We start from the raw sequence: 14,985 nt of genomic DNA, 5'->3' as shown, positions 1-14,985 counted from the left end.
GCAGGACAACAACTGTGTCCGCGATGAACGGGTGCGTCCAATAGCACTACGTGTGTTCGAACGCCTCGGAATGAACAGGCTTGTTGTCGCTCGAGATCGACCAGCATCTCGGGCTGGATTTTGAGCGCCTACTTGCTCTCGTCATCCATGGACCGGCGGCCTCCCCTGTAGGGTGTGCTCACTGCCGGACTATCGGGTTCCTTGAGGAAATCTGATACGTGCACACCCAGAACGTCGGCGATGTCCCACAGGCGCTCGTAGGCGACGCTCTTCCGTCCCCATTCGATGCCAATGATCATGTTTCGACTGAGTCCCGATTCTAACGCCAGGGCTTCCTGCGAAAGCCTCTGCTCCAGCCGCAGCTCCCTTATGCGCCCTCCCACGAGTGCCCGCCGTTCTCCCCAGCGGAGCGTCTGCTCCGGGGTTGACTGCTGAGGACGAGTGGGCATGAATCAATGCCAACCAATAATGTCAGCCTTGTCTGCTCCACTAGTGATACATAAGAACTGCGAGTCTGTAAGGACAATCGATGATGGTGGCAGCCGAGGATAGCGGCGCAGGTCCGGCAAACTTCACAACTGGTGTATTCACAATCGGTGTAATACAGGAACCTGGAACGAGACGGACTTCGAGGGCTCTTAGCCCAAAGTTCCGGACCGAGGACGTGTATCGGCCCAGGACGCAACGGCCTCCAGTATTGCGGCAGGCCCACTGACGCAAAGACGTCAGAACTGTGCCGTTCGCATAGCCTCCAGCAACAGAAGCAAGGGACCCTCAAGCCGCTTCGGACGCGGACAGAGAAGTCGACCTGCATCGGTCCCGGTCAGGATGGGGGTCTGTGCGGGCGACGGGTGTACTTCCGCGAGCCTGGGCAGGATGACGGCGTTTGCAAGACGCACTACGATCAACTGAAACGTCGTGGATCCATGGGGCCCATTGAGCCGCGGCTGCCTCCTCTGAGGAGTACCTGCGACGGCCCTGGTGGCGATGGCCAGGAACTGTGCGGGCGCCCGTCCGAGGCTCGCGATACGCTCCTGTGCTCCGCGCATGACAGGCAGTCAAAGAAAAACGACGTCCTCAAGCCGATCCGAAAGGTTAACACTCCTGATGGCCCCTGTGTTGGCCCCGGACCTGACGGCAGCCTGTGCGGCCGTCCTATCGAGAATAAGGGTCTCAGCCTGTGTCAGAGTCACTACGCGCAGCAGCACCTAGGAAAGGAACTGACGCCCCTTAAGGTTGTTCGCAAGCGCGGCGAGGTTGCGTCGTGCCTTTTTCCCCGCTGCCGGTATAACGACGCTCCCGGTTGCGAGGGATACTGTCGCCACCACTGGAGGCAGTACAAGAACGGCCAGCCACTAACCCCTTTGGAGGGGAAATCCAGACGGGGCCAATCCGTGCTGGAGCGAGACGAAAACGGCAATAAGCTCTGCATCGGCTGTGAGGAATGGAAACCTGAAGATGACTTTTCCAGGGCGGCCGCAGCCACGGATGGCCTCAATTACGTGTGCCGCGAATGCCACGCACTCAAGAGGCGCAAAACGGTCTACGGCTTGGAACTTGATGCCTACGAGGCCCTCTTAGTTGCACAAGACGGGCGCTGCAAACTCTGCGAACGTGCCCCATCGGACGGGTCGCCCCTCGAGGTCGATCACAATCACAAATGTTGCCCCGGACCAGCTTCCTGTGGGCACTGCGTCCGGGGCCTCCTGTGCCAGACCTGCAACAAAGGTCTGGGACTACTACAAGAAAACGCCGACATACTGATGCGCGCCGCAGAGTACGTCCTGCTCAACGACTCAGCACTGACCCTTCTCCTGAAATCTTCACTTGTTCCTCAAGCGCTTCCGACTTGCTGAGCTGATCGGCACGCGAACTGCAGGGCAGAGTTGATCCACCTGTGTCTCTGCGTGCGACGCGTAACTGAATACGTCCGCGTCTCCTGGGGCGGACGAGGCGCTGGGGGTGCCAAGCCAGCGCTCCAGCTCACCTGCGTCTCTCACGCGGGAACGATATGGCGTACGGATGTCTTTTGTGGCAGGCGTTGCGCCGCGCCGTTCGGGCCTCCCATATTCACACCCGTACGGCCACGCCTGCCCGTAGAGGAAGTCATGCTCGCTCCGAAACGGACGTGCTGTCGGAGGCGACCACTCCGAGCAGGCGCCAGCGGGCCGTTGTCAAAATTTCGGCTCACAAGGCCTCGTAGAAGGGCTCAGGGTGCCAGGCTCACTGGGAAGCACGCCTGCGCCAGGGCGCCTGCGGGATCCGACCGTGGGGGCTGCCGCGTACCTTGGCCGAGTGTACTGAAGCCCAACCGATGACTTGCGACGCTGGTCGGCTCAATCAACGTTCAGTTGGCGCGTCCGCTCCTGCCGGGCTTGCTCACGGTCCCGCAGCGTCCACTCGGTAATCGAGAGAGCCGCGATGCCGACGGCCCACACTGAGCCCCAGAAGGGGCTCAGCACGCCGGTCACCAATAGAAGCAGGCCGACTGTGATCAACGCCCCGCCTGAGAATCTCAGTACCTGCTCGACGCGCAGCATGTCCTGATCACCCCTTTCACCGCCGTGTCCTTTGCCCAAAGAGTACGCCCGCAGCAACCAGAGCGCAGGAGGCATGAGGATGGCCTTTGGAGTGACAACCATATTGTTGATCTTGCCCTCCGAATGAGGTCGCTGGCGCACATGCCTGTGACCTTTGCAAAAAGGGAACGGCGTCCGCGATGGGGACTCCCCTGGCCAGGCGTTTCGGGCTGCCCCATTTGCCCATCGCGGAGTGGTCTGGTCCGTTACTTGGCGATCGAAGGGGGTGGGGGTATACCCTTCGATCCTCCGGGCACCTGCCCGCCCGTGATAGCGGTCAGCTAGCTGTACGTGTTTGAGACTGATTCTCAATTACGAGTATCTCGTCCAGCCCGCCGGGTCGCTCTCCCGGCTTCCCGGGTATGACAAAAACAGGTCACCCCAATCGCTGGGGTGACCTGTTGTGAGTATCGGGAGCATCAGGATCGGACTAGACGGAAAACGTGGAAATAAACGTGGTTAGAAGGAGGGCGGGGTCTGCGGACACTGGCTTAAGACCTCCACGCATAAATCGCGTTCTACGGCTTCCGAGAGGGCATTGCGGAGGGCATCTCCCGTCCGAGCCTGCGGCCGTAGCTGCGCCAGGGCCCTGGCTCGTCGATGGGGAACGTATCTACGATGGGCTGGCACGGGTCGCAGGGTGGGTGAATGGTAGAAAAGCCGTTCTGGTGTCCCCACGCGGCCTGGCCGGCGCACCCGTTGCAGAGACCCAGCCTCTTGTAGTGCTCCATATTCCGTCCATGTTCGAGCGCCTGCGACAGCGTTTCCGGGTCCGAGAATTTCGCCATACGTTTCCTTTGGTTGATCTGGTTATGAATGGTGCGTGTCATGGATGTTGCGAGGTGGACGTCGGGCGATGACGGGTGGAGTTGCTGCTGGCCGTGGCGTTGACCCGAGCGGTAAGCCGTAAAGTTGTGCGAAGTTGATAACACCCAGGTTGTTGACATAGTCGGGGTTGCTCCAGTTCCACTCGGGGCCGTTTCGCTTTCTGCGCTGGTTGACGCTCCGTGTGACAGGCTCAAGGTGCAGTGGGTTGGCGCAGTTGGGCCGTTTGCAGGTCCGATGGTCCAACTCAAGGCCAGGCTTGTGGCCGCCGATCAGTAAGTCCCACACGACGCGATGGGTAAGCCACTCGGCAACGTTGGCGCCTTCGGGGATGAAAGTGCCATATCCTCCGTCGTTCCTGGAGAGGTACCAGAGCCAGCACCCGTTGTCGTCGCCGGTCAGGTTATGCCCGAGCCGCCGAAGGTTGAGCTCAGCGGCCTCTGCGGTCACGCGGAGGTGCAGGTCTTCGTGTTGCCGGCAGTAGAACCGTCCGTTCATCCTCCTGCCGCCATCGTCCTGGTGATTGCCACAATTCGCGACGTTGCATCGCAGATGCCCACATTTGCGTTGCCATTGTTTGTAGTGCTTCCAGCACATCCGACGGCTGTGAGCATCGTTCTTGCAGCCTCGGATTTTGCACTTAGTCTGCGTCTTGGGTCTGCCCAGGTATCCTCCCGATAGTGTCCAAGAAATTTGCGATGGTTTTGGTGCAGGGGTGGGCTTGCTGGCCTACTGACGGCGGGGATCAACGCTGCCGGCGGAGATCCAAAGGTGCCGCTGCATTATTAGGGTGAGGGTGTGCGTGAGCTGCCTACATGCAATGCCGGCGTCCGCCGGAGCCCGAGCGAAGGCGGACCGGGCATACGTGCGTCAAAGTCGTTACCGCGTCACCTCCTGCTGCTTCATCCAGACCTCGACGTCAGACAGGCGGTAGAGAATCTTCGAGCCGACGCGAAGCCGCTTCGGACCGTCACTCAGATGGGTGGCCAAGAACTTCTCGCTCACGCCCATGAACTGGGCGGCCGTCCGGCGATCCATGTAGGCCGACTGGGTCAGCTCCCAGGCCTTATCGACGGTAACGACGTTGTTGTGGTTGTTGTTGGACAAGCAAACTCCTGATGTGAAAAGGGCATGCGCCATAGGGCGCGGGGGAACATGATTGCGCAGGCTGCGTCGGGGGCAGAGTGCTTAGCTGGAGCGTTCCCGCCGCGTTAGGGATTACCCGGGAACGTCCTATATCTCTATGAGACGGACCAATACACCGCTCGTCCACAGGCAAAAGTCGACAAAGCGGGAGTGTTCTGGCCCTGGCCCGGAGTTTGGTTGCCGGTGGCTAAGTGTGATCGATGGATGCTCGCGAACCTGCGACTTGATGGCTATTGTTGGGTCATGGCCATCAACAAACTTCCGAATGGGACGTATCGTCTCGACTATCGTGTGGACGGAAAGCGCCGCTACGAGTCGTTTCCGACAATGGCTGCAGCAAAGAAACGTGAGCTGGAGGTAAAGAACGCCAAGGCGGGCGGGACGCTCACGGACACGCGCGTCGGGGGCAAAATCCGGTTCCACGACCTCTACGAGGAATGGCTGACCCGTATCGAACGGGTGGGAGCCAGGGGAGTGCGACCAGCATCACCGGTGACCGTGGCAGGATACAGGCGGATTTATCAATCCCATCTCCGGAACCATTTCGAGCACCGCACACTCGCAACGGTCACGCTGACGGTGATCAATGAATGGTTGGCCACGTTCGCCAGCGACGATGCGCGCCAGCGGGCGTATCGCCAGCTTGGACGCATGCTCCAATTTGCCGTCGACTCGGGATATATCGCCACGAACCCAGCACGCAATCCAACGATCAATAACGTGCCTCACCCCACCCCCACTCGCGAGCCCGCTGCCCTGACAGCAGCCCAACTGCGCTCGCTTGCCCGGCAGGTGGCAAATGGCGGACGCTATGCCGAGGCTCCCCATGATGCCTATGGCCTTTTGGTTCTTTTCGCCGGCACAACTGGTCTGAGGTGGTCGGAGATTGCGGGGCTGAAGTCTGATGCGCTGACATTCGGAACCGCTCCGCAGGTGGTTGTGCGGACGTCGCTAGTCCCAGTCGATGGGCATCTTGAATTCAGGCAGACCACTAAGGGGCGGAAGCCGCGCACGGTGCCTATCCCCGGGTCTATAGCCGAGGTCCTACAGCAGCACGTCAGTGGCATGCAGTCCGTAGGGTTGGTATTCACGTCACCGTCCGGCACTGAGTTAAGGGCGTCCAATTTCGCACGCCGGGTATTTCATCCCGCTGTTCTGCGGTGCAGGGAGCTCGATCCGACATTCCCGGAGATCGTTTTCCATGACCTGCGGCGCACCGCCGTCACGTTGGCCGTGAGTGCCGGGGCCAACGTGAAGATTGTCCAGCAGATCGCAGGTCATAGCTCTGCCGTGACAACCCTGGACGTGTACGCGCAGCTCTTTGCCGATGATGCCCAGTCATCCGCGAAAGCTGTGGATGCTCGGCTGCGCGAGGTCATTGCCTAGTACGAGAGCTGTTGAAAGAAAGTTCCAAGGCTACAGGATGGCTACAACGAAGCTCAAGTTCCACGTTATTCAGCGGATTTACCGCACGACTCATAATCGTGAGGTCGGGAGATCGAGCCTCCCCACCGCTACAGAGCAAGACCCCGCAGATTTCGTCTGCGGGGTCTTTTCATTTCCCCGCCCGCGCCACCTTCCCAAGTGGGACAGAATGGGTGCATGAGCCGAATCGCAATCATTGGCGGCCACGGCAAGGTGGCCCTTCATTTATCCCGGATTCTTAGTGGCGAAGGTCACGATGTCACGTCGTTCATTCGAAATCCCGATCATGTGGCAGATGTCACGGAGACGGGAGCCACTGCGCAGGTGTTGGACGTGGAAAACTCGACGACGGCGGAACTCGCCCAGGCGCTGAAGGGCCACGACGCCGTGGTCTGGTCGGCAGGGGCCGGTGGGGGCAACCCGGCCAGGACGTATGCCGTGGACCGGGACGCCGCCATCCGATCGATGGACGCAGCCCAGGAAGCCGGCGTAAAGCGGTACGTGATGGTGTCCTATATAGGCAGTGCAAAGGATCACGGCATTCCCCAGGACCATCCTTTCTTCCCCTATGCCGAGTCCAAAGCAGCGGCTGATGACTACCTGCGCAGTAGCGGCCTGGAGTGGACGGTGCTGGCACCAGGAACCTTGACGGAGGAGCCGGCGTCCGGGTTGATCGAGGTCAACCCGGCAAACCCCGGCAACGGCACCGCGACCTCCCGTGCGAACGTTGCCCTGGTGGCCGCTGCCGTCCTGGAACTTCCCGACACTATCCACCGGACCATCACTTTCAAGGATGGAACAGTTGACGTGGTGGATGCTCTGACCGCGGATTGACGTGGCAAGGGATCCGTGGACCCCGGGATAGGTTGGTAGGTAGCTTCCCCTAGGCCAGGCCTACGGGAAGCTCGTACAACTTCTGGGGAAGCGGGAACATGGATCAGCTGGCACTCATTATCGGATTGCTGCTTGCCACGGTGCTGGCCGTCGGCTTGGGGGACAGGCTTCGGCTTCCTTATCCGGTCCTGATGCTGCTCCTGGCTGTTGCGCTGACGTTCATTCCCGGCTTTCCTGAGTTTGAGATTTCTCCGGAGCTGATCCTGCCGATCTTCCTCCCGCCGTTGCTCTTTGCCACTGCGCAGAAGAGTTCCTGGGCCGTATTCCGCGTCCGGTGGCGGACGCTGCTCCTCATGGCTGTCGCCTTGGTGGTGGTTTCCACCGCGGTGGTGGCAGGTGCTGCGTGGCTCATGATTCCTGGCATCGGGATTCCGGCAGCGATTGCTTTGGGGGCAATGGTTGCGCCGCCGGATCCGGTCGCAGTGGAGTCCGTGGCTGGCCGCGTTCACATGCCGCGGCGGCTCATTACTGTTCTGCAGAGCGAGGGCCTTTTCAATGACGCGGCCGCCATTGTGATCTTCCAGGCAGCGGTTGCCGCCACGGTCTCCGGCAGCGAGGTGGGGCCAAATGTCATCCTGCTATTCGTGGTGGGTGCGGCCTTGGCAGTGGTCATCGGCATCGCCATGGGCTGGCTGACCAAGTTCATCACCAAGCTTGTGACGTCCATGGTGGCACGCAGTGCGGTCACGCTTGTGGTTCCGTTCGCTGCGTACATCCTGGCGGAAGAGCTGCACGCTTCAGGTGTGGTGGCCGTCGTCGTGACCGCCTTGGAACTGCAACGCCACGCACGGCCTCAGGACGCTGCTGAGCGCATCACGAGGACAGCCTTCTGGGACGTGGTGGAACTGCTGGCGACAGGACTGGCCTTCGGCCTGGTGGGCTTGGAGATCCGTCACGTCATCCGTGACGAGGGGACGGCGATTTTCGGGATGATCGGCGTTGCTGTGGTGATTTGTATCCTGGTGTTCGTTGTTCGCTACCTATGGCTCGGGCTGCTTGCGCTGACCGCCCACCAGCGGCGGAATCTGCTGCAGCCAACCTCGCCCAAGGAAGTACTCATCCTGACATGGTGCGGAATGCGTGGGCTGGCTACGCTGGCTCTCGCTTTGGCGCTCCCGGTGACCTTGCCTGACGGGAGTGACTTTCCTGCACGGCACGAAATCCTGGTCATCGCCTGCGCCGTGCTGCTGGCCACGTTGGTACTGCCGGGCCTGACACTTCCGTGGCTGATGCGGGTCCTCAAAGCCAAGGAGGACGGTTCCCATGAAAAGGACGCGGCACGTGTTCTGGCCAAACGTGCCCAGTCGGCAGCGGTGTCGGCGCTGAAGGACCACGAGCTCATGAAGGAACTCCCCGCGGACAAAGTGGCACTGGTCAAGGAAAAGATGCGCCGGCTCCATGCAGAGCTGCTGGATGGGACGTTGCGCAACGAGTCGGCGGCGGAGAAACGTAAGCGGGGGCGTGAACTTGCCATTGCCGTGCAGACGATCGCGCTGGATGCAGCCCGCCAGGAAGTGGTGGAGGCGCGCAATGAGCCTGGGACTGATCCTGAAGTGGCAGATCGTGTTCTGAGGCAGCTGGATTTGCGCACCATGTCAATGCCGGAATAGCGCGTAGCCCGGGTTGCCGCCGGGCCAGGACAAGATCAGGAAGCGTCCGCGCGCTTGGGCAATGACGAGGGGGAGAGATCCAGCGCGTGCTCCTCGACGTAGTCCAGGGCGTGGCGGATTGCGCCCAGGGACACAATGCCGTCACTGAGCGTGGAGGTTGCCAGCCGCGGGGGAGTGAAGGTGAAGTCCGGCAACTGCTTTTCAATGGCTGGGATCAGGACGTGGGCAGAGGCTGCAACGGCTCCCGCAATGACAACCAGCTCAGGGTTGACCAAGGTACTGATCGAGCCGATGACCCGGGCCATGCGGTGCGCCAGGCGGTCCAGGGCCTGCCCGGCGGCGTGGTCGCCTTCCGCGGCTGCCTTGAAAACCATCTCTGCTGTCAGCGCTTCAGGATCATCCCCGCAAAGTTCCCTCAGCTTCGTGCTCGGGGTAGCGTCAAGCGCTTCCCGCCCCCACAGCGCAGCGTAGTGGGCGATGCCGTAGGTGTCACCCACGCCGTCGACGGTGTCCAGATATCCCAGTTCCCCAAAGCCACCAAGCTGCCCGTGGAGCAAACGGCCGGATTCCAGGATTCCGGAACCCAGGCGGTCGCCGGCGAGCATGACAACGAGGTTGTCGACTCCTTGCGCGGTGCCCTGCCACCGTTCCGCGAGGGCTGCGAGGTTGGCGTCGTTTTCCAGGAGCACCTGCCAGCCATGCCTCTCTGAAACAATCCCGCGGACGTCGAAGGATTTCCAGAATTCCTGGACTGTGAGGACCTCGCCGTCGCGGCTTACCGGGGCAGCCACTCCCACAGACACAGCAAGGATCGAGTCTGCAGGTACGCCTGCCCTTTTCAGGACGTCTGCTGCGATCCGGTCCAGCACATCTGCGCGCTCATTGGCAGAGACGTTGTACGTGCGGAAGGGCATCGTGACCTGGGACAAAGGTGTTCCGGCCATGTCAGCCACTATGGCGGTGATCTTATTGGCACCGATGTCGATTCCGAGCACGCTGGCCGCGCTGTCGTCGAAAACAAAGCGGCGTGCCGGCCTGCCCTTAATGTAGTCTCCGGCCCCTCGCTGGTTTTCCAGCTCCTGGAGCCAGCCGAGCCGGACAAGTTCGTCGCAGATGGAAATGACGGTTGCGCGGGAGAGCCCGGTGGAAGCCATGAGTTCGGTGCCTGTTACCACACCGGCACCACGCATGGCCTTGAGCATTGCGCCGGCATTGACCCTGCGAACCAGCTGTGTTGACGGCGCAGTCCCGATCAGCATTCGGCGCTCCCACTTTTCAGCCGCCTACCGGAGTGATAGAGCGGTCTCTCTAAATTTAGTACATAAATTTAGATGACGACGCATTTCCCCAAAAGCTTGACCGTGTGGCGCTCCTCACTAAATACTAGCGATAGGTCATAAATTTACCTCCTATCTAAATCCGATTGAGGCTGAATGCGACCACCTCCCCAAGGCACAGCGGCCACTGGGGGTCCGCAAGACGAAAGGACTATGGAGTCTGTGAAAGCTACGCGCAAGAAACGCATGGCAGCGATGGGCCTGGGTCTGGCTCTGCTGGCCGGCCTTCTCTCGGGCTGCACCGGGGAACCGGGCAAAGAGACCATCCGCTTCACCTTCAGCAAGCGGGAAGCCATCGGCTTCATGACCAAGCTGGTGGCCGACTACAACGCTTCCCAGAACGAAACCGAAGTGGTACTGGACACTTCGGGCGTCGACGTCGTGTCCGCAAGCTTCGTACGCGGCAATCCACCGGACATCGCGCTTGCAAACTACAACATGGAGACGTCCCGCTTTGTCCAGCGCGGAGCGTTGAGCGACTTGTCCGGCACGCAAGCCGCCTCTCGCGTCCGCGAGGACCTCCAACCACTGATGGATCAGTACGGTTCCTATCCGGACCGGACCAGTGCCCTGCCGTACTCAGTCATGGCGTCCTCAGTGATCTACAACAAGGAGATCTTCGCTGCGCACAACATCGCCGTGCCCAAGACCTGGAGCGAGATGATCGCGGCGTGTGAAGCACTGAAAGCCGCTGGGGTGACGCCGTTCTATGCCACATGGAAGGACGACTGGACGATCGCCCAGGGGTGGTTTGACTACTCGGTAGGTGGGCAGGTGGACACCATCGACTTCTTCAAGAAGCTTGCTGCCGAAGGCACGGAGGTTGGGCCGGAATCCCCGGTGTCGTTCCAGAAGGACTTCAACCAGCCGGTCGAGAAGATGCTGACGCTCGCAAAGAACTACGTCAACAAGGATGCTGCAAGCCGCGCCTACGGTGACGGCAATCTTGCTTTCTCGCAGGGCAAGGCCGCCATGTACCTGCAGGGCCCGTGGGCATTCAGCGAGATCGCCAAGACCGCCCCGGACCTCAAGCTTGGAACCTTTCCCCTGCCGATGACCGAGGATCCCAAGGATCTGCGCGTACGTGTCAATGTGGACCTCGCGGCCTGGATTCCCGAGGCGTCCAAGCACAAGGACGCTGCCCGTAACTTCCTTGAGTACCTGTACCGGCCAGAGGTAATCGATGCCTACAACAAATCACAGTTGGGCTTCACACCCACCAAGGAGTCTGCAAACGTCCCGGACCCCCGGATAGAGGGAATGGTGGAGTACTACGAGAAATCTCAGGTTTATCAGGGCCCCTCGGTACTCGTTCCACGCACCATCCCGATCATGAACTACACGCAGGCAATCGTGTTCGGCGCGTCCCCTGCATCCACCCTCCGCACACTCGACGCAGATTGGGCGCGCCTGGCCTTCCGCCAGTAGTGCAGAACATAGGAAGTCAGAAACATGTCCAGCATCAGCACCTCAACCACATCCGGGCAGAGCCTACAAAAGCAGGGGCGCCAAAAGCAGCGTCCCCAAACCCAACGCAGCAGGCGGCGTGTGGAACCGATCTTCTACTTTTTCCTCGTGCCCAGCCTCATCCTGTTCACACTCGCCATCACGATTCCGGGCATCATCGGTATCTTCTTCAGCTTCACGGACTCCATCGGAATTGGTGATTGGGAGTTCATCGGCCTGACAAACTACATCGCGATCTTCAGTGACCCCGCTATCCTGCAGAGTTACCTGTTCACCTTCGGTTTCTCCATCGTCACAGTGATCGCCGTCAACGTGATCGCCTTCCTCCTTGCAGTCGGGCTCACCTCCCGCATCCGGATGAAGTCAGCATTGCGGACCATCTTCGTTATCCCGATGGTGGTTTCCGGCATCATCATCGCCTACGTGTTCAACTTCCTGTTTTCGAACTCCCTGCCTGCCGCGGGTGCTGCGGCGGGGATCCCGTGGCTGGAGAGCAGCCTGCTGGCCAACCCCGACCTCGCGTGGATTGCGATTGTCCTTGTCACAGCCTGGCAGGCAGTACCGGGGGCGCTGCTCATCTACATTGCGGGCCTTGTTGCTGTGCCCGGGGACGTTTATGAGGCCGCGGAAATCGACGGCGCGAGCAAATTCCAGCAGCTGCTGAAGATCACCCTTCCGTTGGTGGCCGGATACGTGGTCATCAACATCATTCTCGGGTTCAAGGGCTTCCTCAATGCCTACGACATCATCGTCGGGCTGACGAACGGTGGCCCGGGGACCTCCACCAGGAGCATCGCGATGACTGTCATTGCCGGCTTCAATGGCGGCGACTACGCCTACCAGATGGCCAACGCGACGATCTTTTTCGTGGTCGCCATCCTTATCTCACTCCTGCAGCTTTCGCTGACTCGCGGACGGAATGCACTCTGATGACGAAACAAACCACCCTCGCAATCGAGGACTCCTCCCACGTTGAAACCGCCACCGCTCCAACCAGCCGACGGCGGTCTGCTCCGGCGATCGAGCGGGTCAACTGGCCGGCAACCACCGTCCTCGTCCTGTGCGCTGTGACTGTGCTGCTTCCCCTCTATGTCACGGTGTCCATGGCTTTCAAGACCCAGGGGCAGGCTGTGGATGGCAACGCCTTCTCATTTCCCGCCCCCTTCAGCCTCGAGGGTTTCGTCCAGGCCTGGACCCTGACGAATTTTCCCGTGGGTGCCGCGATGTCATTGCTGGTGACTGCGGGGACCGTCCTTGCCACCATCGTCCTTGCTGCGTTCGCCTCCTACGCGATTGTGCGCAACTGGGAACGCCGGCTGTTCAGGTACTCGTTCTTCTACCTTCTTGGAGCGATGTTCATTCCGTTCCCGGTGGTTGCACTGCCGCAGATCCAGCTCACCGGTCGTCTTGGGCTGGACAACCCGCTCGGCGTCATCCTCCTGGCCACCATGTTCCAACTGAGCTTCAGCGTGCTGCTCTTTACCGCATTCCTGCGTTCCATACCCATGGAACTGGAAGAGAGTGCCCGGATCGATGGCGCTACAACATGGCAGACATTCTGGAAGCTGATCTTCCCGCTGTTGGCGCCGATGAGCGCCACCGTGGGTATCTTCGCATTCCTTTATGCATGGAATGACTTCATGATGCCGTCGCTGATCATTTCCGATCCGGCACTCCAGACCCTGCCTGTACGGCAAAACCTGTTTCAAACGCAGTTCAGCAACAACTACCACGTGTCTTTCGCCTCCTACCTGATGGCGATGGCGCCCGCGATCGTCGCGTACCTCTTTACACAGAGGTGGGTCATGGCGGGCGTGACACAAGGTGCCGTTAAGGGCTAGTGGATGTTGACCTTCCGTGCCCAGCGTTTCATACTGGTCCGGGATATAAATTTAGATTCTAAATCAAAGGAGTTTCGTGAGCACTTCCGCCACTCAGGCACACCGTACCGACGCAGAGCGAATGGCTGATCCGAACTGGTGGCGCCAGGCAGCCGTGTACCAGATCTACCCGCGCAGCTTCGCCGATTCCAATGGTGACGGCATCGGTGACCTCAAGGGCATCACTGCCAAGGTCCCGTACCTGAAGGAACTGGGGATCGACGCCGTGTGGCTGAGCCCGTTCTACCCGTCGGCGCTTGCGGACGGTGGCTACGACGTCGATGACTATCGCAATGTGGACCCCAAGCTGGGGACGCTTGAGGACTTTGATGAGATGGCAGCAGCATTGCATGCCGCCGGCATCAAGCTGGTAGCCGACATCGTGCCCAACCACTCTTCGGACCGCCATGAGTGGTTCAAGGAGGCCCTGGCGTCGCCCAAGGGCTCTGCAGCGCGGGAACGCTACATCTTCCGTGACGGCAAGGGGGAAAACGGCGAGCTTCCGCCCTCGGATTGGGACTCCGTGTTTGGCGGACCGGTCTGGGAACGCATCACTGAGCCCGATGGCACTCCCGGCCAGTGGTACATGCACATCTTTGCCAAGGAGCAACCCGACTTCAACTGGGACAACCCTGAGGTTCGCGAGGACTTCCTGAAGACCCTGCGCTTCTGGTCCGACCGCGGCGTGGACGGCTTCCGCATCGACGTCGCCCACGGCATGGCCAAGGATCTCTCCGAGCCGCTGCCCATGAAGGCCGACCTCGAGGCCCGGGCTCACGGCACGGACGGTTTCGTGGACGGATCGCACCCGTTCTGGGATCGCGACGAAGTCCACGAGGTCTACGCGGAGTGGCGCAAGCTCTTCAACGAGTACAACCCGCCGCGCACCGCCGTAGCCGAGGCCTGGGTCCACGAATCCCGCCGTGCCCGCTATGCCAGCCCCGAGGGACTGGGCCAGGCCTTCAACTTCGACCTCCTGCAGGCCGACTTCGATGCGCCTTCCTTCCGGAAGATCATCACGGAAAACCTCATCGCGGCCAAGGAAACCGGGGCGTCCTCCACCTGGGTGTTCTCCAACCACGACGTCGTTCGGCACGCCACCCGCTATGGACTGCCCAAGGGCGGTTCAGTTGCACAGGGAACCAACGCCGCCCAGGATGTCTCGGCCACCAAGCCAAAGGGCCAGGACGGCAAAGGCTGGCTGCTGGCCGGTGCACCGGCGGAAGAGCTCGACGTCGAACTCGGCTTGCGTCGTGCCCGCGCCGCCACGTTGCTGCTCCTCGCCCTTCCCGGCTCCGCCTACCTTTACCAAGGCGAAGACCTTGGCCTGCAGGAAGTAGCTGAGATCCCGGATTCTGAACGGCAGGACCCGTCCTTCTACCGCAACCCAGGGGTGGAGATCGGCCGCGATGGCTGCCGCGTCCCGCTGCCGTGGACCGCAGAAGGACCCTCCTTTGGCTTCGGGGAAGGCAAGGCACACTTGCCGCAGCCGGAATGGTTCGCAAACTACGCGGTGTCCGAGCAGGAAGGACGCGAAGGCTCAACGCTGGAGCTCTACCGCAAAGCACTGCACCTGCGCAGGGAACTGCAGACCGACGAGGAACTCGAATGGGTTGAGACCGGAAACCAGGACGTCCTGCACTTCAGCCGTCCGGGTGGTTGGGAAACAGTAACCAACTTCGGAAGTGAGCCCTTCGCACTTCCGGCGGGCACCGTCGTCGTGAGCAGCGGACCGCTGGAAGGCGGCCTGCTCCCGGCCGACACCACCGCCTGGGTGGTTCGCGACGCGTAAGCGCGGCTGCGAATCGACTGGTTGAATACT

At 60.8% G+C, this 14,985-nt stretch carries 14 protein-coding genes; 8 read left to right on the top strand and 6 right to left on the bottom strand.

The features are described 5' to 3' along the window. Positions 1-128 precede the first annotated feature (128 nt). Together AC1DD7_RS08800 and AC1DD7_RS08795 are read right to left on the bottom strand one after the other, a co-directional pair. On the bottom strand, positions 129-449 hold the full coding sequence (locus tag AC1DD7_RS08800; RefSeq protein ID WP_477514634.1) for a helix-turn-helix domain-containing protein: 321 nt from the start codon (positions 447-449) through the stop codon (positions 129-131). A 276-nt stretch (positions 450-725) separates the two neighbouring features. After that, positions 726-1,049: a hypothetical protein gene (locus tag AC1DD7_RS08795; protein ID WP_477514633.1), complete on the bottom strand. Its 324-nt coding sequence runs from the start codon at positions 1,047-1,049 to the stop codon at positions 726-728. Positions 1,050-1,394: 345 nt separating this feature from the next. On the opposite strand from AC1DD7_RS08795, the gene AC1DD7_RS08790 reads away from it, so the two are divergent. After that, positions 1,395-1,856, top strand: a complete 462-nt coding sequence (locus AC1DD7_RS08790; RefSeq protein WP_477514632.1) for an endonuclease domain-containing protein — start codon at positions 1,395-1,397, stop codon at positions 1,854-1,856. A gap of 480 nt (positions 1,857-2,336) precedes the next feature. Here AC1DD7_RS08790 and AC1DD7_RS08785 read toward each other — a convergent pair whose 3' ends face one another. The 3 genes from AC1DD7_RS08785 to AC1DD7_RS08775 all read right to left on the bottom strand — a co-directional run bounded on the left by AC1DD7_RS08785 (position 2,337) and on the right by AC1DD7_RS08775 (position 4,511). After that, on the bottom strand, positions 2,337-2,642 hold the full coding sequence (locus AC1DD7_RS08785; protein WP_179013502.1) for a hypothetical protein: 306 nt from the start codon (positions 2,640-2,642) through the stop codon (positions 2,337-2,339). A 747-nt stretch (positions 2,643-3,389) separates the two neighbouring features. After that, a complete protein-coding gene (locus AC1DD7_RS08780) occupies positions 3,390-3,902 on the bottom strand; it encodes a hypothetical protein (RefSeq protein ID WP_477514631.1) in 513 nt (170 codons plus the stop codon). 381 nt (positions 3,903-4,283) lie between these two features. Further along, positions 4,284-4,511, bottom strand: a complete 228-nt coding sequence (locus tag AC1DD7_RS08775) for a helix-turn-helix transcriptional regulator (protein ID WP_477514630.1) — start codon at positions 4,509-4,511, stop codon at positions 4,284-4,286. A gap of 282 nt (positions 4,512-4,793) precedes the next feature. On the opposite strand from AC1DD7_RS08775, the gene AC1DD7_RS08770 reads away from it, so the two are divergent. From AC1DD7_RS08770 to AC1DD7_RS08760, 3 genes are all read left to right on the top strand, one after another. Then, positions 4,794-5,936: a tyrosine-type recombinase/integrase gene (locus AC1DD7_RS08770; protein WP_477514629.1), complete on the top strand. Its 1,143-nt coding sequence runs from the start codon at positions 4,794-4,796 to the stop codon at positions 5,934-5,936. 216 nt (positions 5,937-6,152) lie between these two features. Then, the gene (locus tag AC1DD7_RS08765; RefSeq protein ID WP_477514628.1) at positions 6,153-6,809 is read left to right on the top strand and encodes an NAD(P)-binding oxidoreductase; all 657 of its coding nucleotides are present in this window, start codon (positions 6,153-6,155) and stop codon (positions 6,807-6,809) included. 98 nt (positions 6,810-6,907) lie between these two features. Then, positions 6,908-8,479: a Na+/H+ antiporter gene (locus AC1DD7_RS08760; RefSeq protein ID WP_477514627.1), complete on the top strand. Its 1,572-nt coding sequence runs from the start codon at positions 6,908-6,910 to the stop codon at positions 8,477-8,479. Between the two features lie 35 nt (positions 8,480-8,514). Here the strand turns inward: AC1DD7_RS08760 and AC1DD7_RS08755 are convergent, their stop codons facing one another. Further along, the gene (locus tag AC1DD7_RS08755) at positions 8,515-9,738 is read right to left on the bottom strand and encodes an ROK family protein (RefSeq protein ID WP_477514626.1); all 1,224 of its coding nucleotides are present in this window, start codon (positions 9,736-9,738) and stop codon (positions 8,515-8,517) included. A 231-nt stretch (positions 9,739-9,969) separates the two neighbouring features. Here AC1DD7_RS08755 and AC1DD7_RS08750 point away from each other — a divergent pair, with 231 nt between their 5' ends. The 4 genes from AC1DD7_RS08750 (at position 9,970) to AC1DD7_RS08735 (ending at position 14,955) form a co-directional block, all read left to right on the top strand. Then, positions 9,970-11,244 carry an ABC transporter substrate-binding protein gene (locus AC1DD7_RS08750; protein ID WP_477514625.1) on the top strand — a complete coding sequence of 425 codons (1,275 nt, stop codon included), beginning with the start codon at positions 9,970-9,972 and terminating at the stop codon, positions 11,242-11,244. Positions 11,245-11,268: 24 nt separating this feature from the next. Further along, complete coding sequence (locus AC1DD7_RS08745; RefSeq protein WP_477514624.1) at positions 11,269-12,213, top strand: carbohydrate ABC transporter permease; 945 nt, start codon at positions 11,269-11,271, stop codon at positions 12,211-12,213. Then, the gene (locus tag AC1DD7_RS08740) at positions 12,213-13,124 is read left to right on the top strand and encodes a carbohydrate ABC transporter permease (protein ID WP_477514623.1); all 912 of its coding nucleotides are present in this window, start codon (positions 12,213-12,215) and stop codon (positions 13,122-13,124) included. Before AC1DD7_RS08745 ends, AC1DD7_RS08740 begins: the two co-directional genes overlap by 1 nt. Before the next feature lie 76 nt (positions 13,125-13,200). Next, the gene (locus AC1DD7_RS08735; protein WP_477514622.1) at positions 13,201-14,955 is read left to right on the top strand and encodes a glycoside hydrolase family 13 protein; all 1,755 of its coding nucleotides are present in this window, start codon (positions 13,201-13,203) and stop codon (positions 14,953-14,955) included. The last annotated feature ends 30 nt before the right edge of the window (positions 14,956-14,985 follow it).

This window comes from Paenarthrobacter sp. 10L412 (assembly GCF_056395565.1).
The sequence above is the reverse complement of the archived record's forward strand: the minus strand, read 5'-3'. Positions and strand labels throughout refer to the sequence as shown.